Source organism: Cryobacterium sp. AP27 (assembly GCF_056680495.1).
Window position 1 is genome coordinate 1,056,064 of record NZ_CM155285.1, and the last position, 21,740, is coordinate 1,077,803.

Sequence of the window (21,740 nt, forward strand, 5' to 3'; positions counted from 1 at the left end):
GTTAAATCGGCGGCCGGGGCCGGCCCTGCATGGCAGCCCAGACCCGGGCCGGCGTGCACGGCATGTCCATGTGCACGACGCCGAAGGGCGCCAAGGCATCCACGACCGCATTCACGATGGCCGGTGGGGAGCCGACAGTGGCGGACTCTCCGATTCCCTTCGCACCGATCGGGTGGTGCGGTGAGGGCGTCACGGTGAAGCCCGTCTCCCAGTTGGGAACCTCCAGCGCCGTGGGGATGAGATAGTCCATGAAGGAGCCGCCGAGGTTGTTGCCCTCCGCGTCGAATTCGATGATCTGCATCAGCGCCATGCCGACACCGTCGGTCAGCCCGCCATGCACCTGGCCCTCGATGATCATCGGGTTGATCCGGGTGCCGCAGTCGTCAACGGCGATGAACCGCCGAACCTTGACATGCCCGGTGCCCGGGTCGACGTCGACCACGCAGATGTAGGCGCCGAAAGGAAAGGTCAGGTTGGGTGGGTCGTAGGTCACCTCGGCATCCAGGTTCCCATCGACGCCCTCCGGTAGGGCGACGGTGCCGTGGGCGCCCATGGCGATCTCTGCCATGGTCTTCCCGACGGTCGGATCGCCCTTGACGAACCACCGGCCCTTTTCCCACTCCAGGTCCTCCGGCCGCGTTTCGAGCATCGCGGCGGCGATGAATTTCGCCTTCTCTCTGACCTTGCGGGCGACGAGGGCGACGGCGGCGCCGCTGACCGGCGTCGACCGGCTGCCGTACGTGCCGAGGCCGAATGGCGTCTGGTCGGTGTCACCGTGCACGACGTCGATGTCCTCCGGTGGGATGCCGATCTCCTCCGCCACGATCTGGGCGAAGGTGGTCTCATGGCCTTGGCCCTGGCTTTGCACGGAGATGCGCACGACGGCCTTCCCCGTTGGATGTATGCGTAATTCGGCTCCGTCATTCATGCCGAGCCCGACGATGTCCATGTGTTTGCGTGGACCCGCTCCGACGGTTTCGGTGAAGAAGGAGATGCCGATGCCCATCAGCTCTCCGCGTTCGCGCTTGTCCTTCTGCTCGCGCCGCAGCTCGTCGTAGCCGGCCATCGCCATCGACTTGCGCAGTGTCACCTCGTAGTCGCCCGAGTCGTACTCCCACCCGGTCTTGTTCTTGTAGGGGAACTGATCCGGCTTGATCAGATTCTTGAGCCGCAGCTCCGCAGGGTCCATTTCCAGTTTTCGGGCGAGGATGTCCACCATGCGTTCGACCAGGTACACGGCCTCCGTGACGCGGAACGAGCAGGCGTAGGCGACGCCGCCCGGTGCCTTGTTCGTGTAGGCGCCGGTCACCGTGCAGTAGGCGGCCTTGAGGTCGTAGCTGCCGGTGAAGATGTGGAAGAAACCGGCCGGGTACTTCGTCGGCTGCGCCGTGGCGTTGAACGCGCCATGGTCGGCGAGAACGCTGGTGCGGACCGCCAGGATCTGGCCGTCCTTCGTTGCCGCGATCTCGCCTTGCATGATGTAGTCGCGGGCGAAGGAGGTCGACATGAGGTTCTCTGCGCGGTCCTCGACCCACTTCACCGGTTTGCCGGTGACGATCGAGCCGACGACGGCGAGGATGTAGCCCGGGTAGATGCCGACCTTGTTGCCGAAGCCTCCGCCGATGTCGGGAGAGACAATGCGGATCTTGTGCTCGGGGATTCCGGACACGATCGCGAAGAGCGTGCGGTGGGCGTGCGGAGCCTGCGACGTCTCGTACAGGGTCAGCGTGCCGTCGATCGGTTCGTAGTCTGCGACCGCGCCGCAGGTTTCCATCGGCGCCGGGTGCACTCGCGGGTAGACCATCTCCTGCGAGACGACGACGTCGGCGGACGCGAACACCGCGTCGGTTCCGGCCTTGTCGCCGGCCTCCCAGTCGAAGATGTGGTTGTCGGTCTTGCCCTCGATGTCATCACGGATGACGGGGGCGCCCGGGTCGAGCGCCTTGCGGACATCCACGACCGGCGTCAGCACGTCGTATTCGACGTCGATGAGTTCGAGCGCGTCGCGGGCCGAATAGCGGTCGTCGGCGACGACAAAAGCGACTTCCTGGCCATGGAAGCGAACCTTGTCGGTGACGAGCACTGCCTGCACGTCGGCGGACAGGGTGGGCGCCCAGGCGAGCTTCAGCCCGAGCAGGTCCTGGCCGGTGATGACGGCCTTGACCCCGGGGTGGGCCAGTGCCCTGCTGGTGTCGATCGAAACCAGCCGGGCGTGAGCAACGGGGGCGCGCAGGATGGCGCCGTGCAGCATGCCGGGCAGCACGATGTCATCGACGTAGTTGCCCTTGCCGCGCACGAACCGCGGGTCTTCCTTGCGCTGCAGTCGACCGTAGCCGATCGGGCGTTCTGCGTCGCCGGCCGCCGGGTTGGCCGGGTGCTCGTCGATGATGGTCATGCGGTCACCTCTTCTTCGGTGGTCTCCTGGGCCGTGGGATGTTCGGCGGCCCACTTCACCGAGCGCACGATGGTGGCGTAGCCGGTACAGCGGCACATCTGGCCGGAGATGGCTTCGCGGATCTCCGTGTCGTCGGGATGCGGATTGTGGTCGAGCAGGGCGCGGGCGGTGAGCATCATGCCGGGCGTGCAGAAGCCGCACTGTAGGCCGTGTTCCTCCATGAATCCCTGCTGGATGGGATCGAGTTTGCCGCCGGCAGCCAAACCCTCCACTGTGGTGATGGCGTGCCCGTCGGCCATCGCCGCGAGGACCGTGCAGGACTTCACGGGCTGGCCGTCCATCAGCACAACGCAGGTGCCGCAGTTGGTCGTGTCGCAGCCCCAGTGTGTCCCGGTCAGCCTCAGGACGTCGCGGATGAAATGCACAAGGAGCACGCGCGGCTCGACCTCCCGGGTCACATCGGCACCGTTGACGGTCATGCTGATCTGCATCCGCTTCAGCCTTCCTGTTTTGTCGTGTGCGGGGTGTCGCCGGCACGCTCGCAGGCGCGTCGCAGGACCCGACGGGTGAGTTCGTCGGCGAGGTGCCTCTTGTAGTCGATCGGGCCGCGCTGGTCGGCGATAGGATCGGAGGCCGCGGCCGCGAGGCGACCGGCCTTGATGAACAGGTCTTCCGTCGGCTTCTTCCCCTTCAGCACGGCTCCGGCCTCTTCGATGGTGTGGTCGACGCCGGCCGCGGTGAGCCCGATGGCCACGTCGGTGACCGTGCCGTCCTCGGCGAGTGAAACCTGCGCACCGGCCGCCACGACGGCCCAGTCGCCGACTCGACGCTCGACCTTTTCGTAGGCGCTGCCCGAGCGCGGAAGGATCGGGAAACGCACCTCGCAGAGGAGCTCGTTCTGGGCGACCGCGGTTTCGTATGGGCCCTTGTGGAACTCGCTCATCGAAATGGTGCGCTCGCCGCCAGGCCCGCGGATGACCGCTTCGGCGCGCAGGACAACGCAGCAGGTGGACAGGTCTTCGGCCGGATCGGCCTGGCACAGTGAGCCCCCGATGGTTCCACGGTTGCGCACAATGGGATCCGCAATGACCCGCTCGGCGTCGGTGATGATCGGGAACAGGCTGGCGATCTCGGCGGATTCCAAGAGCGTCGTGTGGCGGGTCATCGCGCCCACGCGCAGGTAGTTACCGTCGCGAAGGATGAAGTCGAGTTCGTACAGGTCGTTGATGTCGATCAGCCACTCGGGCCGAGCCAGCCGCAGCTTCATCATCGGCAGCAGGCTGTGCCCTCCGGCTACGACCCGTGACTCGGGACCGTGGCGATCGAGAAGAACAAGGGCGTCGTCGACGGTGGCGGCGCGAGCGTAATCGAATGGGGCCGGTATTTGCATAGGGCACTCCTCCTCGGATGTGCCCCGCACAAGCAGAAGAGGGCACCGATATGGGCGACAGTCTGCTCTCGCCCCGCCGGGGTGTCAATGGGGCGGGCCCGGTAGGATCCGGTGGGAGCAGCATCGGGGCTGAGTACAGGCGCGTTCTCGTCGTGGCTCGTGCCGAGGCGGTACGTCAGTTCATGTGCGCGTGCGCGGACTCGCCAGTGTGGTGCCAGGGATGAGGACGCCTCGCAGCGTTTCGTTGAGGAGTGCGGGTTGTTCGCCTCGAATGAGCTGCGTCATCCGGGCCATGGTTCGCGTGGCGAGTTCTTCCACGGGCAGGCGGACGGTCGTGAGACCGAGAAGGTCGCTGCCGGGGGTGAGGCCGTCCATGCCTGTCACGGAGACGTGGCCGGGGACTGTCAATCCGAGGCGGAGGGCGCCTCTCATCACGGTCATTTGTCGTTTGTCTGTTGGTGTCATGATTGCCGTCACGCCCGCGTCGACGACGAGTGCAAGGGCGGCCTGAACGCCGTCGTCGGCCTCGTCGGCGCGGACGACGTGCACGGTGCGTCCGCCTGCTCGGATGAGTTCGATCATGGTCTGCGCGCGCACGTGCTCGGGAAGGGATCCGCGCTCGCTCGGCTGGATGACGGCGATACGCTCGTGCCCCGAGCGCAGGACATGCTCGGTGATGAGACGGGAGTTGTCGATCTCGTCGTACGAGACGGCGTTGATGTAGCTGGCTGCTTCGGGCCGACCGGCGCGAAGGATGGGAACGCTGTCACGGAACGGGCTCAGCTGATCAGAGGTGACATCGCCCGTGGCAACGATGAGACCGGCGACGCGCATGCCGATCAGACGTTGAAGCGCTTGCACCTGGAATCCGCCGCGTCGGTCGTGATGCACCGTCATCGAGATGAGTGGCACATCCACGTCGCGCGCTGCACGTGCGAGTTCGACGAACAGCGCCGCATACGCGGGGTTGGACGCGTCACGCAGGAGCAGTCCCACGGCCGTCGACTGCTTGGAGGCAAGCTCGGACGCCATCACGTTCGGAACGAAGCCGAGTTCTCGAACGGCGACAAGAACCTTCAGCCGGCTCTCGGGCGAGAACCGGCCTCGTTGCTGGAGAACGCGCGAGACGGTTGCCTTGGAGACGCCGGCGGCGACGGCGACGTCAAGCATCGTGGGCCGGTTCGGTGCGACGGGACTCACCGACATGCGCACGGGGGAGCGTCACAGGCGTCGCGCTCGCCGCGACGCTGCGCGGTGATCGCGCGTCGAAGCAGCCAGGGCCAGTCCGTCTGGATGATGTCGAACCCGAGAGCGAGAAGCCGGTTCCAGCCGCCCGTCGCGGAGCCGAACAGGGACTCATCATCGTCGTGTCCGGCGAACAGGTTTTCGCTGCCGACGATTTCCGCGTTCGCGAGGAGGAGTACCCCGCGGTCCCGAAGCCCGCGGAGGTAGTCGGGATCGTAGAAGGGGCTGTGTTGGTCACTGGCGATGAGTTCGAGGCCGACGAGGTTGAGATCGCGCGCGGCGACTACCTCGTCGACGTCGGTGACGGTGCGGCAGATGCCGATGTACGGGTATTTGACCGCGTGTCGTTGGAGAATCCGCCAGTCCCGGTCCGCGACATGGGATTTCAGGATGAGTCGTTGCGGGTTGTCGTAGCCGTCGAGGAACGGTAGCAGCCCCGGCCAGTACGGCCAGGACCTGTCGAGGTTGACGAACGCGTCGGGGAACCGGCCCCAGAGTCCCGTCAGAACGGTGTGCAGGGTCTCCACGACCGCCGGCATGCCGGACGTGACAATTCCGGCAAAAGGGAGCGTCGCGATCTCGGTCGAGTGCAGTTCCCTCAGGTCGATGTCACGGCCGAGACGGCTGGGCTCTTCGCCGTCGTGGAAGGCGAAGAACACGCCGTCCGTCGACTCGATGACGTCGATTTCAACGATGTCCGCCCCGGACAAAACGGCCGCCTGGCACGCTCGCGCCGTGTTCTCGGGAACGGTAGCACCGGCGGTGCCGCGGTGCGCCATGACCAACGCTCGGCCCCGGTGTCGGTGAATGGCGAGCGCGGAATGGAGGGCCGAGCCGGTGGCGGTGGGAGACATCATGCGTGGACTTCCTGCGTGGGGCTGGGTGCCTGGACGGTGTCGGGGGTGGCGAGGGGGGTGCGTGCGGCGGGGGTCCGACGCTTCGGTCGCCAGTACACGAGCGTCATCACGAGGCCGGTGACGATCATCAGGAGCACGGTATAGACGAAGTTGTTCGAGATCGCGTCGGGGTTGAGATCGCCGGAGGTGTTCGCGCGGATGACGACGCCGAGCGGCTGATAGAGCGGATGTGCGAGAAACGCGGCGAGGTCGTAGTCGTCCAGAAGAGAGTTGAAGTTCAGGGCGAACACCGCGATGGCGACAGGAAACACCGGCGGCAGCACGATGTCGCGGAGAATATGCAAGGGCGAGGCGCCGAGGTTGCGTGCTGCCTCCTCCAGCGACGAGTCGAGCGTGACGAACGCGGCCCGCAACAGGCGCAGCGTGAACGGAATCTTCACGCTGATGTACGCGACGAGCAGGATGCCCGCCGTGCCGGTGAGCACGACCCCGCCGAGGATCGGTGTGGCGTGGTCGTACGCGACGACAAGGCCGAGCGCGGCCAACGCCGCGGGAAGAACCCAGGGGATATGCAGCAGCACCTCGAGTGCCTTCGTGACCCAGTTGCGGTGCTGGGTGAGCATCCGGACCACGAACAGCATCCCCAGCACGCAGATGAAAGCCGCCAAAAAGCTGTAGCCGATACTCACGAGCAGCGGCCAGAGGGCAGCCTTTCCGCTGAACACGCGCAGGTAGTTGGCCATGGTGAGATCTGCCGGGGACACCTGATTGCTCACGATCGCCGTGGTGGGCAGGAAGGAATAGAGCACGATCAGCACAACAGGCAGGGTGTAGAGCACGAACAGGCCGTAGGCCGCCACATGCAGGACGGTGTTTCCGGTGCTGCGCAGCTGCTGCTTCTCCAGCCGGGACGACACTCGGGCGAGAGAATAGTACGTGCCGCCGCGCTCCATGCGAGCGAACACCAGCAGGAGCAGCATGGTGGCGACGCCGAGGATCAGAGCCAGAAGCATGGCGACGTCACGTGAGGAATCGCTCTTGGCGAGGGTGAGGATCGTCGGGGCGACGGTCTGAAAGTCGGTCCCGCCCAGCACCTGGGGGGCGCTGAGCGCCCCGAGTCCGGTGAGGAACGAGAGGATCGTCACCGCGAACAGTACCGGACGGAGGGTCGGGAACACGATCGTGCCAAGAATGCGCCAGGGGCCGGCCCCCATCAGTTTTGCGGCCTCGACACTTTGCTGATCGATGCGCGACATCGCGGTGGACACGAACAGCATGTGGTTCGTGGTCGTCGCCAATGTCATCGTGATCAGCACCGCCGGGAAGCCGGAGAACCAGTCTTCCGGCAGTGCCGGCAGGAATCCTTGCAGCCACCCGGTCACGATGCCGCCCCTGCCATAGATGGCACGGTAGCCGCTGGCGAGCACCACGCCACCGTAAATGAATGTCGTCGCGTATCCGAACCAGAGGAGCCGTGCCCCGCGCACGCGGAAATAGCTCGTCACGAGCACGATGAAAACGCCCACAATATTGGTTGAGACGGCCAGCGTTGCGGCGAGCAGCCCACTGTTGAACAGGGATCGCTGTACGCGCTCGGACGAGGCGATCTTGTCGAACGCGTCGAAGGAAATGTGACCGTCGGGGGCGAACGCCGCCGTGATCACCGCGATGTTCGGCCACACGAGGAACGCCACCGTGAACCAGATGGTGATCGTTCCGATCACCAGGAAGAAGGGGGAACGCGCGATCCGGCCAAGGCGCGTCACGCCGGAACCGCCGTGTGCGAGAGCACGCGGGTCTGGATGCGGCGCCCGGTGTCGTCAAACTGCAACACATCGGAGGGGTCGATGTAGATCGACGCGTCGTCGCCCTTCTGCAGCCGGTGTTCGGTCGGTGACGCGAGCACCTTCACCGTGCAACCAACGGCGCCGACCGAATACCGGATGTGCATGCCGTGATACGCGACGTCCTCCACCCGCCCCTGAACCCGGATGGCCGTCGGTGTGCGCGGCGCAAGCGCTGCTCGCTCCACCCGCACGTACGACGCGGTGGGGGCGAGCCCCATGTTCCGCACCACCTGGGGCGAGAGCTTCGAGCTCTCCCCGACGAAGTTGCACACGAATTCCGTTTGCGGGTCGGCGTACACCTCGTCAGGTGTGCCGACCTGTTCGATGCTGCCCTGGTTGAACACGGCGATGCGGTCGCTCATCGTGAGAGCCTCATCCTGATCGTGAGTGACGTAGACCGTGGTGATGCCGAAATCGGACTGCAAGGCTTTCAGCTCGGCGCGCATCTGCACGCGCAGCTTCGCGTCGAGGTTGGACAGGGGTTCGTCCAGGAGCAGGATGTCCGGCTGCATCACCATGGTTCGGGCGATGGCGACGCGCTGCTGCTGGCCGCCCGACAGGTCGGCGACATGCGCATCGAGCTGCGCGCTCGTGAGGTCGACCCGTCGGGCGACGTCGTCCACACGTTGCTGGCGGCCGGCACGGTCAACGCGCCGAACCCGGAGACCGTAGCCGATGTTGTCGCGCACGGTCATGCTGGGGAACAGCGCGTAGTTCTGAAAGACCATCCCCACGCCGCGAGCGTCACTGGGAAGTCGAGTGACGTCCGTGCCTTTGATGCGTACCGCGCCGCGGGCCGGGTTCACGAACCCGGCCACCGTGCGCAGCGCTGTTGTTTTCCCGCAGCCCGAGGGGCCGAGGAAGGTGAAGAACTCACCTTCACGGATTCCCAGGTGCAGATCAGGGATGGCGACGAAATCGCCGTAGGTTACTTTCACGCCGTCGAACTCGACGGCGAAGTCCGTCGGCTCGCTCACTGCAGGTACTGCAGGGTGATCTTCTCGACCCAGTCGCCCATGTGCTCGCTGGCCCAGGCGTAGTCGATGTCCTGGTGCTTGACGCCTTCGAGAAGGTCGACGGCCTCGGGATTTGCCTGCTCGGCCGCACGGTCGTTCACGGGGGCGGCGTTGAACTTCTGTGCGAACGCGCCCTGAACGTCGCCGCTGCCCATCCAGTCGATGAACTGTTGCGCCTGCTCCTCATGCCCGCTTCCGGCGACGAGAGCAACCTGCTCGATCGCGAACGGGACGCCTTCCGCCGGCTGCGCCACGGTCGTTTGCACGCCGTACTGCTCTTCAAAGCCGAGGATTCCCGACGTCCAGATCTGCCCGCCGTTCACCGTGCCATCGGCGATGCGTTGGAATAGCGGGACGTCGGGTTCGGCGGGCAGTCCGTTCGCGAAGAGCGCTCTGACGATGTTCCAGCCGTCGTCGGACACGCCCAGGTCACCGTTGTCGTCGCGATACTCGCTGACGATGCCCGCGAGGATGAGCTGTGTCGTTGCGCCGCCCAGGCCCGACTGGTTGACGACCTCGTACGTGCCCTCGAAGCGTGGGGTGGTGGCGAGGTCCGTCCAGCTCGTCGGCGCGTCGTCGGCCGTGTACGCCGCCGGGTTGTAGACGAGAACAGTCGCCTGTTGCACCAGCGGCCAGAACGCCGCGTCGCCGGTCGTGTCGCCGAGAGACGGGTCCACGTCGCCGGACCAGGCCGGCGTGTACGGGGTGACGAGTCCATCGGCGTCGAGCTGGGTGAAATACATGTTGTTCAGGCCGAACACGACGTCCGCGACCGGTCCGTTCTGCTCTGCCTCCAGACGGTTCACGACGTCACCACCGCCTGCGGCGACGATCTGAATGTCGAAGCCGCCCTCGGCCGCCTTCTCGGTCCACCAGGTGTCTCGGCCATCCGAGCCGGAGTTCGTGTAGACGACGAGCGTCGGCGTGTCGCCGCCCTCGGAGGCGACACCGGATGCGGCACTGCTGCATGCGGTCAGGCCGAGAAGGGACAGGCAGAGCAAACCAGCCGCGGTAGCGGCGGTGCGGGAAGGAGGCACAGTTTTTCCTTACGAGGGTGTGAGCGGAGTTGCATCCGCGCTGTGGGAGCGCGCTCACACGTTGACTCGCGTACGTGTCCGGACCGTAAACCGGAGGTAAACCCTGCCTTGCCCCCGTGCGAAGCCTGACCTCACCGCGGCGCCGCACGCGCCCAGAAGCCGGGCCGGTAGGTGGCGATCCGCTGACGCGCCCGCTGTGCGCGGGCGTGCGCCGTCGCCCCGTTGTGTGCGGCGCGTCAGCGCCCGGGCTTGGGTCCGGTGCGGCCGGGTGTCGCGGGGCCGGGTGTCGCGGTGTCCGGCGATAACCGGCCGGGTGTACGGCGGCGTTGGGTGCGCAGCTGCAGGATGCGCGCTGCTCCGGCAATGGCGACCAGCACGCCGCCGGCCACCGATGCGATGAACAGCGCCATGCCCAGGGAAAGCTCTCCGGCGAAACCGAAGTAGTGCACGGTGACGCGATCCTCGTTCTGCAGGATGAAGATGATGAGCAGAATCAGCAGCACCAGCCCGGCGCTGACGGCAACCCAGATCATCCCGGTCCGCGTCACGTCCGAGATTTTATCCGGGGACTGGTTCTTGGGCGAGCGCTGGGGACTCGGCGCCGTCGGTTTATCGTCTCGGCGCGAGGAGGGCTGCGGTCCCGTCGAAGAGCTCGGCACTGGATCAGAAGTCATGTTCTCATCTCCTCAAACCGGAGTCCGCCCCGACCGGACGGCTATGTACAAGGCAGAATACTCCCTCACGTGCGTTCCGTGCCGGTGCGCCGGGCGGTTGTTTCGGCGTCGTCAGGAGGCCGTCCCCTGCATGGCGGTGATTTCGGCCATCGCCTGGATCCCTCCGGCGTGGTAGGCGTCCCAGTCGCGGTCACGCCGGGCGCCGGGCCGCACCCGGCCGGCCCAGCGCATCCGCACGACGGCGGCCCCGGCAACGATCCGCCCGGCATCGGAGTCGTCGGCGATTTCTCGAGACAACTCGCTCAGGGCTGCGACTCGACCCTCGTGAAACTTGCCTGCGGGGTGCGGGCGGCCGTCTTTCGTCACGGCGCACGAGGTCGATTCGCCCAGCGCTCGTGACCAGTCTTGGGCAGCCTGGCCACGGGCCTGCACCAAGCCGGCTTTCGTGAGGCGTGGACCACCCACGGGGCTCATGCCCTCGCGTGAATCAGGCGTTGCAGGTGCAGCGATCGGACTCCGCCACTCCGTAGAGCGCGTCCTCGATGTGCTGACCGCAACCGTCCCAGGTCGCCTTCTTGCAGTGTGAACACGTGATCTGGTAACACATGGTGGTCTCCTTCTCTTGGGTCTTCACAGCGTAGCATACCCCGGGGGGTATGCGGCGAGGGTTGCCGAAATTCCGATGGTCAGGCGTGGGTCGTGGTCACGATCGGCCGGACAGCTGGTCGAGTGCTTCACGCGCGGTGGGCTCGGTGACGGATCGATTCCACGGCATCCAGGACAGCATCTGTCCGAGGGCGCAGCTGTTGGTTGCCGCCGAATAGGTCAGGCCCGCCCCGATGCCGCCGGCGAGCAGGAGCATCTTCGGGGAGATGAACCGTCCCCCGAGAACGCCGAGCAGCATCAGGGATCCCGCCGCCATGCGCACCTGGCGCTCCATGGCCCAGGACGTGCGCCCGCGTACCGCCTCACCGCCGGCGGCGGCGTAGGCCGGAACGCCCCCGGTGAGCACCTGCGCGCCGTCCATTCCTGCTTCCCCGAGACGCTTTCGAGCCTGCTCTGCTCTCGCTCCTGATTGGCAGACGAGCACCACGTGAGTGCCCATCCGGTTGGCGAATTCTTCGGCGTGCTCCTTGAGCAGGGGCAGCGGAACGTGATACGAACCGCGGATATGCAGCGTGTCGAATTCGGCGCTGCCGCGCACGTCGATCACGACGAGGTCGTCGTGACTTTCAATCCAGCCTTGAAGTGTGGCTGCATCGATCGATGCCGTGGAGGGGAGTGTGGTGGTGGTAGTCGTGAGTGCCACAGGAGTGTGTCCGTTCTTGGTTTGGGCGGCGCCGTCCGCGATGTCGTGCATGCGATACGGCCCGATGTTTCGGTGCGAGTAACCCTTGAACCATACCTCCGGGGGTATGCATGGACGCTGACCGTGCTCGCCTCGACCGCCGGAAACGCCTCTCCTGACGGCATGAGTCGGGGCTGTCGAAATCGGTCAGGAAGCGCGCAGCAAGCGTTCGAGTGCCTCGGCGGCGTGCCCGCGGTGCTCGTCGAGGAGTCGAATGAGCCGGTCGGCGTCACGGTCGGCGAAGGCCTGCACGATGGCGGCGTGCTCGTGTGCGACCCGGTTCCGGTTGCCCTCGTCGCCGTAGTAGACGAAGCGATAGGTTTCCGTGGAATCCCAGAGCGTTCGCAGGATGCGCTCCAGGCGCGGCATACCGGCGGCGGCGATGAGCACGAAGTGGAATCGGCGGTTGGCCCCGGTCATGGCGAGCAGGTCGCCGGCGGCGCTGGCGGCCTCGACCTCGACCTCGGCGGCGGTCAGCTCGGCGAGCACCGTGTCGTCGGCGCGGTGCACGGCGGCCCGCACGGCCTCTGTTTCGAGCAGCTCCCGGATGCGGTACACCTCCAGCAGGTCGCTGAGGGAGAGCCGGGCCACCCGGTAGCCGCGGTGCGGTTCGTACTCGAGCTGACCCTCGGACTCGAGGGTGTTGAGTGCTTCCCGCAGGGGTACGCGGCTCACCCCGAGGTGCTCCGCGAGGGTGTCCTGACGGAGGGGCTGCCCGGGAACGAGCTCCCCGACGGCGATCATTCGGCGCAGTTCGCCGAGCACGAATTCCGGTGCGGTCGGCGGGCGCTGGCGCGTCCGCGCGGGCGTGCCGCTCACGCGGGCCCCCGTCGATCTGCTCGTCTCACGCTGGAAACTCTAACCCAGTTCCGCTCGGGCCCGGTCAGTGGAACGCCGGGATCCCGGTGATGTGCTGGCCGAGGATAAGAGTGTGCACCTCGTCGGTGCCCTCGTACGTGCGCACGCTTTCGAGGTTGTTGGCGTGCCGCAGCGGGGAGTAGTCGAGGGTGATGCCGTTGCCGCCGAGGATGGTGCGGGCCTCGCGACAAATGGCGATGGCCTCGCGGCAGTTGTTGAGTTTGCCGAGGGAGATCTGATGCGGCTGCAGGGTACCGGCATCCTTGAGGCGGCCGAGCTGCAGGGCCAACAGCGTGCCCTTGTTGATTTCGACGGCCATGTTGACCAGTTTCTGCTGGGTGAGCTGGTAGCCGGCGAGGGGGGTGCCGAACTGCAGGCGTTGCTGCGCGTATTCCAGCGCCGTGAGGTAGCTGTCGCGGGCCGCGCCGAGGACGCCCCAGACGATGCCGTACCGCGCCTCGTTGAGGCACTCGAAAGGCCCGCGCAGGCCGCGGGCACCGGGCAGCATGGCCGCGGCCGGCAGGCGCACGTTGTCGAGGGCGATCTCGCACTGGATGGAGGCCCGCATCGAGAGCTTCTGGCCGATGACGGTGGCCGTGAAACCGGGGGTGTCGGTGGGTACCACGAAGCCGCGCACGCCCTCGGTCGTCTGCGCCCAGATCACGGCGACCTGGGCCACCGAGGCCAGTCCGATCCAGCGCTTGGTTCCGGTGAGTACCCAGTCGTCGCCGTCGCGGCGGGCGAAGGTGGTCATGCTGCCCGGGTCGGAGCCGGCGCCCGGTTCGGTGAGGCCGAAGCATCCGATCGCGTCGCCGGCGGCCATCCGGGGGAGCCATTCGTTCTTCTGCTCCTCGGAGCCGTGTTTGTGGATGGCGCTCATGGCGAGCGAGCCCTGCACGCTCACGAAGGTTCGCAGCCCCGAGTCGCCGGCCTCCAGCTCGAGAGCGGCCAGGCCGTAGTCGACGGCGCTGCGGCCGGCGCAGCCGTAGCCGTCCAGGTGCATGCCGAGCAGGCCCAACTTGGCCATTGCGGGCACAATCTCGAGCGGGAACTCGCCCGCTTCATACCAGCGGGCGATGTTGGGCCGGATCTCCGCGTCGACGAAGTCGCGCACCCCGGTGCGGAGCGCGATCTCGCTCGCGGTGAGCAGGGAATCGATACCGATGAGATCGGACGTGTCAGTCATGAGTGTGCTTTCGGGTCGGTGACAGGGGCGGTGACGGGTGCCGGGGCCGAGCCGGACGGCTCGAAGGTGGCCCCGGCGTGTTCGCCGAGCAGCGGCGGGGGGCGACGATAGCGTGCGGGAGTGACCGAGAGGGCGATCGGATTGGCGATCTGGCGACTCACACGGGAGCCGTGATCATCGGTCACGTCAACCACGGGGTTGAGACCGAGTGTGTCGGCGAGGTCGAGGGCCTCGGTGATCGAGTTCACCTTGCCGGCCGGCACGCCCTCGGCGGTCAGCAGCTCGGCCCAGCGTGCCGCGGGCTGGGCACGCAGGGCCTCCTCGAGCAGAGACTTCAGCACGACTCGGTGTGCGAGGCGGTCCGGATTGCTGCGGAACCGATCGTCCCCGGCGAGCGCGGGCACTCCGAGTACGGTCACCAGCCGATCGAATTGCTGGTCGGTGCCGACGGCGATCGCGAGCGGGCCGTCGGCGGTCACGAAGGTTTCGTAGGGTGCGATGCTCGGGTGGGCGTTACCCATCCGTTCCGGGGCCTGGCCGGTTGCGAGGGTGCTCGAGGCCTGGTTGACGAGCCCGGCCAGCAGGGAGGAGAGCAGGTTGACCTCGACCCGTTGGCCGAGGCCGCTCTGGTCGCGCACACGCAGGGCGGCCAGGATGCCCACGACCGCGTTCTGCCCGGTGAGCACGTCGACGAGGGCGACGCCGACCTTGCTTGGTTCGGCGTCGGGGGAGCCGGTGACGCTCATGAGGCCGCCGACCGCCTGGACGAGCAGGTCGTAGCCGGGGAGGTGGGCGCCGCCGGCCCGGCCGAATCCGGTGATTGAGCAATAGACCAGATCGGGCCGGTGCTCCTGCAGGCTGGCGTAGTCGAGGCCGTACTGTTCCATCACCCCGGGGCGGAAATTCTCGATCACCACGTCGGCGGCCAGGGCGATATCGCGGGCCTGGCGCAGCCCGGCGGCGGTACGCAGGTCGCAGACCACGGATCGCTTGTTGCGGTTGACGCTCGAGAAATAGGTGCCCATCCCGTTGCCGTCCACCGGCGGAACCCACGCTCGGGTGTCGTCGCCGGTGGGGCGTTCGATCTTGAGCACATCTGCGCCGAAGTCAGCCAGCATCATGGTGGCGAACGGGCCCGCCAAAACGCGGGAAAAATCGGCGACCGTGATGCCGTCAAGAGGCAGGGGAGAAGTCGGCGTCGGCATTTGGATACTGTATCCAATTCTGCCGCGCTTGGGAAGGGGTCTGCGCCTGTGACCGGTCGCCGGGAGCTCCGCACCGGTCCCAAAACCGGTCGAATCGCGACTTGCCGCGAGAATCGGACCGTCGAACGGGCGTGTCGCGAAAAACACCGGTTTTGCGGCGACCCCGTCGGTCCGGCGGGCGCCTATTCGGCGCCGGTGGTGGATCGGCGGCGCACCGCAACCACCTGCGCCACGATGATCGCGGCGGCGATGGCGGCGGCTACCAGAACCGTGAGGAGATCGGACTGCGCCTTGAGGACGATGAAGGGGACGAGGATGAGCAGATCCAGCAGGATCGACAGGCCCGGAACCCATCGCCTGGCGTTGATCTTGCGGTGGAGGGCGAAGAGCACCCCGCCCTGCACCGCGATGTCCATGGTGAGGTACAGCAGCGCACCAATCGACGCGATCTGGGACAGGTCGAGGAACGCGGTCACCACGATCGCGAGCCCGGCGGTGATTAGCAGCGGTTGGTGTGTGATGCGGCGAGGCAACGACGGCGCCTGGTGCATCTCCTGGAGCATCGCGTAGAGACGCGACACCGAGAAGAGGCTCGCCAGAAGCCCGGACAGGGTCGCGATCACGGCGACGGCGACGGTGATCCCGACGCCCCAGGCGCCGAAAATCGGTTCGGCCGCTTGCGCCAGCGCGTAGTCTCGAGCATCCGCCGCCCCGCTCGCGCCGATGCTCGCGTTCACCGAGACCGTGATCAGGAGGTACAGCACGGTGCAGACCGCCAGGGAAATGACGATCGAGCGGCCGATGTTCCGCTCCGGGTCGCGGAGGTCATCACCCTGGTTCGTGATGGTCGTGAACCCCTTGTAGGCCAGCACGCAGAGCGTCGTTGCGGCGAGTACCCCGAGCACATCGACCGGGTCGCCGGATGTCTGCGCGAACAAGCCGTCACCGTGCCCGACGGCAGCCACGAGTCCAGCGATGGCGAGCACGGCGATGCCGACGATCTTCAGGATCGCGGTCGTCAGCGCAGACCCCTCGACCAGCCGGTTGCCGATCAGGTTCACCACCGTGGCGGCCGCGATCGCGAGAACCCCGAGCACCGGCACGAGAACGGCCGAGCCCTGCAGCCCGAACGGCCGGAGCAGATACGTGCCGAAGGTGCGGGCGAGCAGACTCTCCGCGATCACCATGGAGACGTACATGAACAGCGAAAATGAGCCGGCCACGACACCGGGACCGTAGGCATCCTTCAACAGCATCGCGATCCCACCCGACGACGGGTTCACGCTCGAATACCGGATATAGGCGTAGGAGCTGACCCCCGCAACGATGGCTCCGGCGAGAAAGGCGACCGGGAACCAATCGCCGGCGAGTCCGGCGACCTGGCCGACGAGGGCGAAAATTCCGGCACCGATCATGACGCCGGCCCCGAGGGACACCGACCCGGCAAGACTTAACTTTCCATTCGTACTCATCGGCTCAGTGTGCCGCATCCGGCCTGCCGCTTCAATGCGGTGGCGCGTGGCAGCCCCGCATTGCCCGGCCACGTCGAGTGCGTGCCACTGTGGCAGCCAGCGCGCCATGCGCCGTCTACTTCGCTATCGGCGCCCGGTTCCTCGTTTGTCGCACGGGCTCCACCGCAGAGTCGCATCCCCGGGGTGAGTCTGCCGGTCGTCGCGCGCCGCGGCTCCCACGAACGCTTGTCGTCACGCACCAGGCACATCGTCTGCACGGACGCTGCGACCCCCTCTGGGATCATTCCCTCGATGCTCCGTCTGTCGGGTGCGCCGGGTGTTGCGCATCGTCGATGACGAGCTGGGGCGGGAGATAGGCACTGAGTCCGGCCCGGTCCGCCGCGGGGGAGTCAAATGCCTTGGCGAACCGCTGGAACGCCTGCTTGAGGTGTGCGTGCATCGCGTTTTCGGCCCGGGCGGGTTCGCAGTCACGGATGGCTTCCCAGACCTGGCCATGTTCCTCAATGGTGATGCTGCCGTCCATGTCGGCGGGATACAGGCGGAAGATGTGCAGGTGGCAGTGGGTCTGCTCATAGGCGTAATGAACCACGTCGTTTCCCGACGCCGCCAGAATGTGCGCATGAAACCGGGAGTCGTGGGTGACCAGCTGCTGTCGGATGTCGTCTTTGCCCTCGGCCTGTTTTCTGAAGGTATGTAGTTCGGCACTCAACTGGCTCGCGGGATTTTCCAGTCGATTGACTGCCGCCGTACGTGCCGCCCATGGTTCCACGAGCAGCCGGAATTCGAACAGCTCGCGCAGGCCCTGTAAATTCAGCAACGGCGTTGTGCTGTATCCCCGGTTTGAGGTGGTGACCAGCAGGTTATCGCCCTGGAGCCGTCGCAGCGCCTCGCGTACGGGAGTGGGTGATACTCCGAACTTGCGGGCGATGGCGTCGATGTTGACCCGGGTGCCAGGCGGAATGATGTTGTCGAGAATTTGCGCCCGAAGCAGGCCATAGACGCCGCTCGTTGTCAGTCGCGTCGGCACGGAATCAGGCGTGTCGCCTCGGGGGTGAGTCATGTTTCAGCTTCCTTAACTTCGACCGCGTGGGGATAGTCTTCCAAATCTTTCGATGTTCCGACCCTGGTTGCGGGGATCCACATATATATAGTATTCCAACGAATCACATTTTTCCAACGAGGGGGCCATGATGATGAAACCGGCAACGTACGGCGTCGTAGATCTGCGTGACTTCGCCGCCCAGGCTCTCCGTAGCGTGGGCGTCCCCGCACCTGACGCCGAGGTAACGGCCCTGTCGTTGGTGGGCGCTGACCAGCAAGGAACCGCTTCCCACGGACTCCTGCGCTTGCCGCTGTACGTCTCGGCCATCGAGAGCGGGGGCATCAATAGCCATCCGGAGATGCAGTGGATTGCCGATACCGGTTCCAGCGCCCTGCTCGATGCCGACGGAGCCCTGGGGCAGGTCGCGATGGCCCGGGCGGTCGACTACGCCATGACCCACACGGCCGAGCGCGGCGTCTGCGCCGTTGCCGTGCAGAACAGCAGCCACTACGGAACCGGGGCCTTCTGGGTCGATCAACTCTCTGCTTCCGGGTTCATCGGATTTCTCACGTCGACCACCGGCCCGGCCGTGGCCCCCTTCGGTGGCGACGGCAAGCTGTTCGGCACCAACCCGCTGACCATTGGGGCCCCGAGCGCGGGGGCGCATTCCCTGACCGCAGACATGGCCACAAGTACCGGCGCCTACGGAAAAGTCATCGCGGCGAGGAACGAAGGAACCACCTTGCCGGAAGGGTGGGCAATGGATGTCTCGGGCCGGCCCACAACGGATCCTCAGGAGGCGATGGCCGGGGCACTGACGCCGTTCGGCGGTCACAAGGGATCGGCCGTTTCGGCGCTGCTTGAGGCGATTGCGGCATCACTGGGTACCGCATCTTTCGCTCATGAGACCGAAGACATGTGGAACAACCCGGGCTCCCGGATGAACACAGGCCACCTTCTGATCGCGATCGACAGCAACGCGTTTACCGGACGCGCACACACGGAAGCGCGCGTCGGGACACTTCAGGAGCGCATCCGGGCATCCACTCGAGCGAAAGGCGATGTGCTGGCTCCTGGCGATCCCGAACACGCCCGGGCTCAGGCCAACCTCGAAACGATGCCGCTGACCGCCTCGACCGGCCGGCTTCTCGATCAACTTGCACAGCGTCTGGGTATTTCACCCGCGCAGCGCAGGCCAGGTCCCCCCTAATTCACCTTCAGCACCATTTCAACTCATCGATTAGTTCAAGGGAGAACGCACATGACGAACCACATGCAGCTCACCGGCTCGCGGGCGGCACAGAAGAAGTTGTACCTGCACCTTTCCATGGCGGCCGTCGCGGCCGCCGCGCTGGCCGGTTGCGGCCTTTCGGAACCGGTCGCGGCAGGTGACGCGGGCGCGTCCGGCAATAACGACACCCGCGTTCTGAAACTGGCCCATGTCTACGACGCGAGCCATCCGATGGAGACGTGCGGCGTGACGGCGCTCAATCGAGAACTCGACGGCAGCGGCATCAGCATCGAGAGCTTTCCGGGCGGTCAGCTCGGTTCGGAGGCAGAATCTCTCGAGCAGGTCGCCCTCGGTGGCCTCGACCTGGCAATCGCGGGTCCGTCGTTCCTCGGAGTCTGGCATGACGAGGCCGCCGTCCTCGACGGCGCCTATCTGTTCGACAGCGTCGATCACTTCGCCAAAACGATTGCCGGACCGACCATGGCGGGTATCTACGATGACATGAGCGAGGAGACCGGCATCAAGGTGTTGTCCGGTTGGTACTACGGCACCCGGCAGGTGACTTCCAACAAGGAAATCAACAGTCCCGAGGATCTTCAAGGCGTGAAAATTCGTACGCCTGATGCCCCCCTGTACCTGTCCAACACCAAGGTCATGGGAGGAACGGCCACGCCGATGGCCTTCGGGGAGGTTTACCTGGCGCTGCAGCAGGGCGTGATTGACGCTCAGGAAAACCCGATTCCGACCATTTCGTCGGCCAAGTTCAACGAGGTGCAGGACTACATCAACATCACCGGTCACATGATTCAGGGCGTGAACATCGTGACGAACACCGCGCTCTTCGACGACCTCAGCTCCGAGGAACAGACGGCACTGGAGGACGCCATGGACGTCGCAGCGGTTGAAGTGCGCGAGTGCGTCGAGACCCAGGAGAAGGAAACCCTCGCCGAGTGGAAAGCGGATGGCAGCATCATCGTCAATGAGAATGTCGACCGAGACGCCTTCGCGAAGCGGGCCACCGAGATGCTGCCCAACGAGGTCACCTGGGGCGATCTGTACAAAGAAATCCAGAGCGACAAGTAGACATGGTCCATCCGGACGAGCCTGACTATTTGGAGTCAAGGTTCAAGGGAATCCGAGCCGTTGTCACCGTTGAACGGCTGTTGGCTGCGGGATTTCTCGTGCTCATCTTCGTGCTGATTCTGACCCAGGTGATCAGCAGATTCGTTTTCTCCGCTCCCTTTACGTGGACGGAAGAGCTCGCCCGGTTCGCACTGGTGTGGCTCACGTTCGTCTCCGCTGGATTCGTTATGGCCAGGCGACTGCACGTCACGGTTGATTTGATCGCGGCGAGGCTGACGGGAGTCGCCGCGGTCGTCGTGGACTACTTCTCGATCGCAGTCGTCCTGGCAGTGTCAGCCGCGATGGCCATCGCCGGTACCCAATTCGCGCTTTCGGCCGCCAAATTGAACGCGCCGGCAACCCACATTCCGATGAGCGTCGTGTACGCCGCTGCCGTTGTCGGCTTTGGCCTGATCTTTCTCCACGGTGTGCTCAACAGCTACGTGAACATTCGGCACCCCGATCAGGTGCCGGTCATTGTGGCGAACCTCGAAGACGTCACCGCCCTTGAAGACCCCGAAAGGCCACAGTCGTGATACTCCTCTTCATGCTTGGGGGCTTGCTGCTCCTGCTCGCCTTGCGAGTGCCGGTCGCAATTTCGCTCCTGGTGCCATCGCTCGTATACGTGCTTCTGGATCCGACGGCGACGTTGGGGATTGCCGTCCAGAGAACCGTGTCGGGGGTCAACAGCTTCGCGATTCTCGCGGTTCCCCTGTTCATTCTGCTCGGGAACCTCGCTAATGTTTCCGGGATTTCGGATCGGTTGTACACCACGGCGATTGCCTTCCTGGGGCACATTCGCGGCAGCCTCGGGTACGTGAACATCGCGACGAGCTTCGGGTTTTCGTGGATGAGTGGTGCGGCAATCGCAGATGCCGCAGCCATGGGAAAGATTCAGGTTCCTGCGATGAAGAAGCGTGGGTACAGCGAGGAGTTCAGTCTGGGGGTCACGGGCGCTTCGTCAATGATCGCGCCCATGATCCCTCCGAGTATTCCGGCCATCATCTACGCGGTCACGGCCGGCGTCAGCGTCGGGGCGCTATTTATGGCGGGCATCCTGCCCGCCCTGGTGCTGATCGCCTGCCTGTGCGCGATGGTGTGGTGGCTCATGCGACGGCAACGCCACCTCGTGCTGCCGAAATCCACCTGGGCCGTGCGAGGTCGATCCCTGCTCGGTGCACTACCGGCCATGGGATCCGCCGTGATCATTCTTGGCGGAATTCTCAGTGGCGTATTCACCCCCACGGAGGCCGCCGGGGTCGGAGTGCTCTACATCTTCGTCATCGCGTTGATCTACGGCTCACTAACACGGCGCAACATCTATCGGATCCTGCTGGGATCCGTTGAAACAACAGGTTCAGTGTTGCTCATCGTTGCCGCGGCCGCGCTTTTCGGCTGGGTTCTTGCCCGCGAGCAAGCCCCGCAACTCGCGGCGGAATTCATTCTGAACTTCACCTCCAGTCCGATCGTCTTCCTCATCCTGGTCAACGTGCTGTTGTTGGTCATCGGCGCAGTTCTCGAACCCACGGCAGCAATCCTCATCCTGGTGCCGGTCCTGGGCCCCGTGGCCGAGACCTTCGGCATCAGCCCCGTGCATTTCGGGATCGTGGTGATCTTCAACCTCCTGATCGGGCTACTGACCCCGCCGGTCGGGCTCGTCCTCTTCGTGTTGTCCAGTGTGACCAACGTGCCGGTAACGCGGGTCATCAAGGGCGTCATACCGTTCTTCATCCCGATGCTCGCAACGCTCTTCATCATCACCTTTGTTCCCGCGCTCAGCCTGTGGCTGCCGGGCCTGCTCGGCTTCAACTAAAA

At 65.5% G+C, this 21,740-nt stretch carries 21 protein-coding genes; 4 read left to right on the plus strand and 17 right to left on the minus strand.

Features of this window, described 5'->3' with window-relative positions:
• Position 1: 1 nt before the first annotated feature.
• The 17 genes from AC1MB9_RS04980 to AC1MB9_RS05060 all read right to left on the minus strand — a co-directional run bounded on the left by AC1MB9_RS04980 (position 2) and on the right by AC1MB9_RS05060 (position 17,590).
• Positions 2–2,395 carry an aerobic carbon-monoxide dehydrogenase large subunit gene (locus AC1MB9_RS04980; RefSeq protein WP_479963932.1) on the minus strand — a complete coding sequence of 798 codons (2,394 nt, stop codon included), beginning with the start codon at positions 2,393–2,395 and terminating at the stop codon, positions 2–4.
• Positions 2,392–2,886 (minus strand): (2Fe-2S)-binding protein, encoded by a 495-nt coding sequence (locus AC1MB9_RS04985; protein WP_479963933.1) that lies wholly within the window; start codon positions 2,884–2,886, stop codon positions 2,392–2,394. The genes AC1MB9_RS04980 and AC1MB9_RS04985 overlap by 4 nt, the downstream gene beginning before the upstream one ends.
• A 5-nt stretch (positions 2,887–2,891) precedes the next feature.
• Positions 2,892–3,785 carry an FAD binding domain-containing protein gene (locus tag AC1MB9_RS04990; protein ID WP_479963934.1) on the minus strand — a complete coding sequence of 298 codons (894 nt, stop codon included), beginning with the start codon at positions 3,783–3,785 and terminating at the stop codon, positions 2,892–2,894.
• Between the two features lie 180 nt (positions 3,786–3,965).
• Positions 3,966–4,991, minus strand: coding sequence for a LacI family DNA-binding transcriptional regulator (locus AC1MB9_RS04995; RefSeq protein WP_479963935.1), 1,026 nt, complete (start codon positions 4,989–4,991; stop codon positions 3,966–3,968).
• Positions 4,982–5,887, minus strand: coding sequence for a glycerophosphodiester phosphodiesterase family protein (locus AC1MB9_RS05000; RefSeq protein WP_479963936.1), 906 nt, complete (start codon positions 5,885–5,887; stop codon positions 4,982–4,984). The genes AC1MB9_RS04995 and AC1MB9_RS05000 overlap by 10 nt, the downstream gene beginning before the upstream one ends.
• Positions 5,884–7,653 (minus strand): ABC transporter permease, encoded by a 1,770-nt coding sequence (locus AC1MB9_RS05005; RefSeq protein ID WP_479963937.1) that lies wholly within the window; start codon positions 7,651–7,653, stop codon positions 5,884–5,886. The genes AC1MB9_RS05000 and AC1MB9_RS05005 overlap by 4 nt, the downstream gene beginning before the upstream one ends.
• The gene (locus AC1MB9_RS05010) at positions 7,650–8,711 is read right to left on the minus strand and encodes an ABC transporter ATP-binding protein (protein ID WP_479963938.1); all 1,062 of its coding nucleotides are present in this window, start codon (positions 8,709–8,711) and stop codon (positions 7,650–7,652) included. Before AC1MB9_RS05010 ends, AC1MB9_RS05005 begins: the two co-directional genes overlap by 4 nt.
• Complete coding sequence (locus AC1MB9_RS05015) at positions 8,708–9,787, minus strand: extracellular solute-binding protein (protein WP_479963939.1); 1,080 nt, start codon at positions 9,785–9,787, stop codon at positions 8,708–8,710. The genes AC1MB9_RS05010 and AC1MB9_RS05015 overlap by 4 nt, the downstream gene beginning before the upstream one ends.
• Positions 9,788–10,023: 236 nt before the next feature.
• Entirely contained in the window at positions 10,024–10,335 is a 312-nt protein-coding gene (locus tag AC1MB9_RS05020; protein WP_479963940.1) for a LapA family protein, read from the minus strand.
• A gap of 237 nt (positions 10,336–10,572) precedes the next feature.
• Positions 10,573–10,926 (minus strand): hypothetical protein, encoded by a 354-nt coding sequence (locus AC1MB9_RS05025; protein ID WP_479963941.1) that lies wholly within the window; start codon positions 10,924–10,926, stop codon positions 10,573–10,575.
• A gap of 22 nt (positions 10,927–10,948) precedes the next feature.
• Positions 10,949–11,095 carry a hypothetical protein gene (locus tag AC1MB9_RS05030; protein WP_479963942.1) on the minus strand — a complete coding sequence of 49 codons (147 nt, stop codon included), beginning with the start codon at positions 11,093–11,095 and terminating at the stop codon, positions 10,949–10,951.
• 69 nt (positions 11,096–11,164) lie between these two features.
• Entirely contained in the window at positions 11,165–11,770 is a 606-nt protein-coding gene (locus tag AC1MB9_RS05035) for a rhodanese-like domain-containing protein (protein WP_479963943.1), read from the minus strand.
• A gap of 186 nt (positions 11,771–11,956) precedes the next feature.
• Entirely contained in the window at positions 11,957–12,628 is a 672-nt protein-coding gene (locus AC1MB9_RS05040; RefSeq protein WP_479963944.1) for a GntR family transcriptional regulator, read from the minus strand.
• A 64-nt stretch (positions 12,629–12,692) separates the two neighbouring features.
• The gene (locus tag AC1MB9_RS05045) at positions 12,693–13,853 is read right to left on the minus strand and encodes an acyl-CoA dehydrogenase family protein (RefSeq protein WP_479963945.1); all 1,161 of its coding nucleotides are present in this window, start codon (positions 13,851–13,853) and stop codon (positions 12,693–12,695) included.
• Positions 13,850–15,058 (minus strand): CaiB/BaiF CoA transferase family protein, encoded by a 1,209-nt coding sequence (locus tag AC1MB9_RS05050; protein WP_479963946.1) that lies wholly within the window; start codon positions 15,056–15,058, stop codon positions 13,850–13,852. Before AC1MB9_RS05050 ends, AC1MB9_RS05045 begins: the two co-directional genes overlap by 4 nt.
• 182 nt (positions 15,059–15,240) lie before the next feature.
• The gene (locus tag AC1MB9_RS05055; protein ID WP_479963947.1) at positions 15,241–16,530 is read right to left on the minus strand and encodes an APC family permease; all 1,290 of its coding nucleotides are present in this window, start codon (positions 16,528–16,530) and stop codon (positions 15,241–15,243) included.
• A 280-nt stretch (positions 16,531–16,810) separates the two neighbouring features.
• The gene (locus AC1MB9_RS05060) at positions 16,811–17,590 is read right to left on the minus strand and encodes a GntR family transcriptional regulator (RefSeq protein WP_479963948.1); all 780 of its coding nucleotides are present in this window, start codon (positions 17,588–17,590) and stop codon (positions 16,811–16,813) included.
• Between the two features lie 127 nt (positions 17,591–17,717).
• On the opposite strand from AC1MB9_RS05060, the gene AC1MB9_RS05065 reads away from it, so the two are divergent.
• Genes AC1MB9_RS05065 through AC1MB9_RS05080 form a run of 4 tightly spaced genes read left to right on the plus strand, consistent with a single transcriptional unit; the run spans position 17,718 to position 21,738 of the window.
• Positions 17,718–18,782 carry an Ldh family oxidoreductase gene (locus AC1MB9_RS05065; protein WP_479963949.1) on the plus strand — a complete coding sequence of 355 codons (1,065 nt, stop codon included), beginning with the start codon at positions 17,718–17,720 and terminating at the stop codon, positions 18,780–18,782.
• Positions 18,783–18,833: 51 nt separating this feature from the next.
• On the plus strand, positions 18,834–19,886 hold the full coding sequence (locus AC1MB9_RS05070; RefSeq protein ID WP_479963950.1) for a sialic acid TRAP transporter substrate-binding protein SiaP: 1,053 nt from the start codon (positions 18,834–18,836) through the stop codon (positions 19,884–19,886).
• 29 nt (positions 19,887–19,915) lie between these two features.
• Entirely contained in the window at positions 19,916–20,461 is a 546-nt protein-coding gene (locus tag AC1MB9_RS05075) for a TRAP transporter small permease (RefSeq protein WP_479963951.1), read from the plus strand.
• 11 nt (positions 20,462–20,472) lie between these two features.
• Positions 20,473–21,738 carry a TRAP transporter large permease gene (locus AC1MB9_RS05080; RefSeq protein ID WP_479963952.1) on the plus strand — a complete coding sequence of 422 codons (1,266 nt, stop codon included), beginning with the start codon at positions 20,473–20,475 and terminating at the stop codon, positions 21,736–21,738.
• The last annotated feature ends 2 nt before the right edge of the window (positions 21,739–21,740 follow it).

Coding starts and splice junctions, on each gene's coding strand:
- AC1MB9_RS04980 (WP_479963932.1), bottom strand. CDS start 2,395: ATGACCATCATCGACGAGCACCCGGCCAACCCGGCGGCCGGCGACGCA.
- AC1MB9_RS04985 (WP_479963933.1), bottom strand. CDS start 2,886: ATGCAGATCAGCATGACCGTCAACGGTGCCGATGTGACCCGGGAGGTC.
- AC1MB9_RS04990 (WP_479963934.1), bottom strand. CDS start 3,785: ATGCAAATACCGGCCCCATTCGATTACGCTCGCGCCGCCACCGTCGAC.
- AC1MB9_RS04995 (WP_479963935.1), bottom strand. CDS start 4,991: ATGTCGGTGAGTCCCGTCGCACCGAACCGGCCCACGATGCTTGACGTC.
- AC1MB9_RS05000 (WP_479963936.1), bottom strand. CDS start 5,887: ATGATGTCTCCCACCGCCACCGGCTCGGCCCTCCATTCCGCGCTCGCC.
- AC1MB9_RS05045 (WP_479963945.1), bottom strand. CDS start 13,853: ATGACTGACACGTCCGATCTCATCGGTATCGATTCCCTGCTCACCGCG.
- AC1MB9_RS05050 (WP_479963946.1), bottom strand. CDS start 15,058: ATGCCGACGCCGACTTCTCCCCTGCCTCTTGACGGCATCACGGTCGCC.
- AC1MB9_RS05055 (WP_479963947.1), bottom strand. CDS start 16,530: ATGAGTACGAATGGAAAGTTAAGTCTTGCCGGGTCGGTGTCCCTCGGG.
- AC1MB9_RS05060 (WP_479963948.1), bottom strand. CDS start 17,590: ATGACTCACCCCCGAGGCGACACGCCTGATTCCGTGCCGACGCGACTG.
- AC1MB9_RS05065 (WP_479963949.1), top strand. CDS start 17,718: ATGATGATGAAACCGGCAACGTACGGCGTCGTAGATCTGCGTGACTTC.
- AC1MB9_RS05070 (WP_479963950.1), top strand. CDS start 18,834: ATGACGAACCACATGCAGCTCACCGGCTCGCGGGCGGCACAGAAGAAG.
- AC1MB9_RS05080 (WP_479963952.1), top strand. CDS start 20,473: ATGCTTGGGGGCTTGCTGCTCCTGCTCGCCTTGCGAGTGCCGGTCGCA.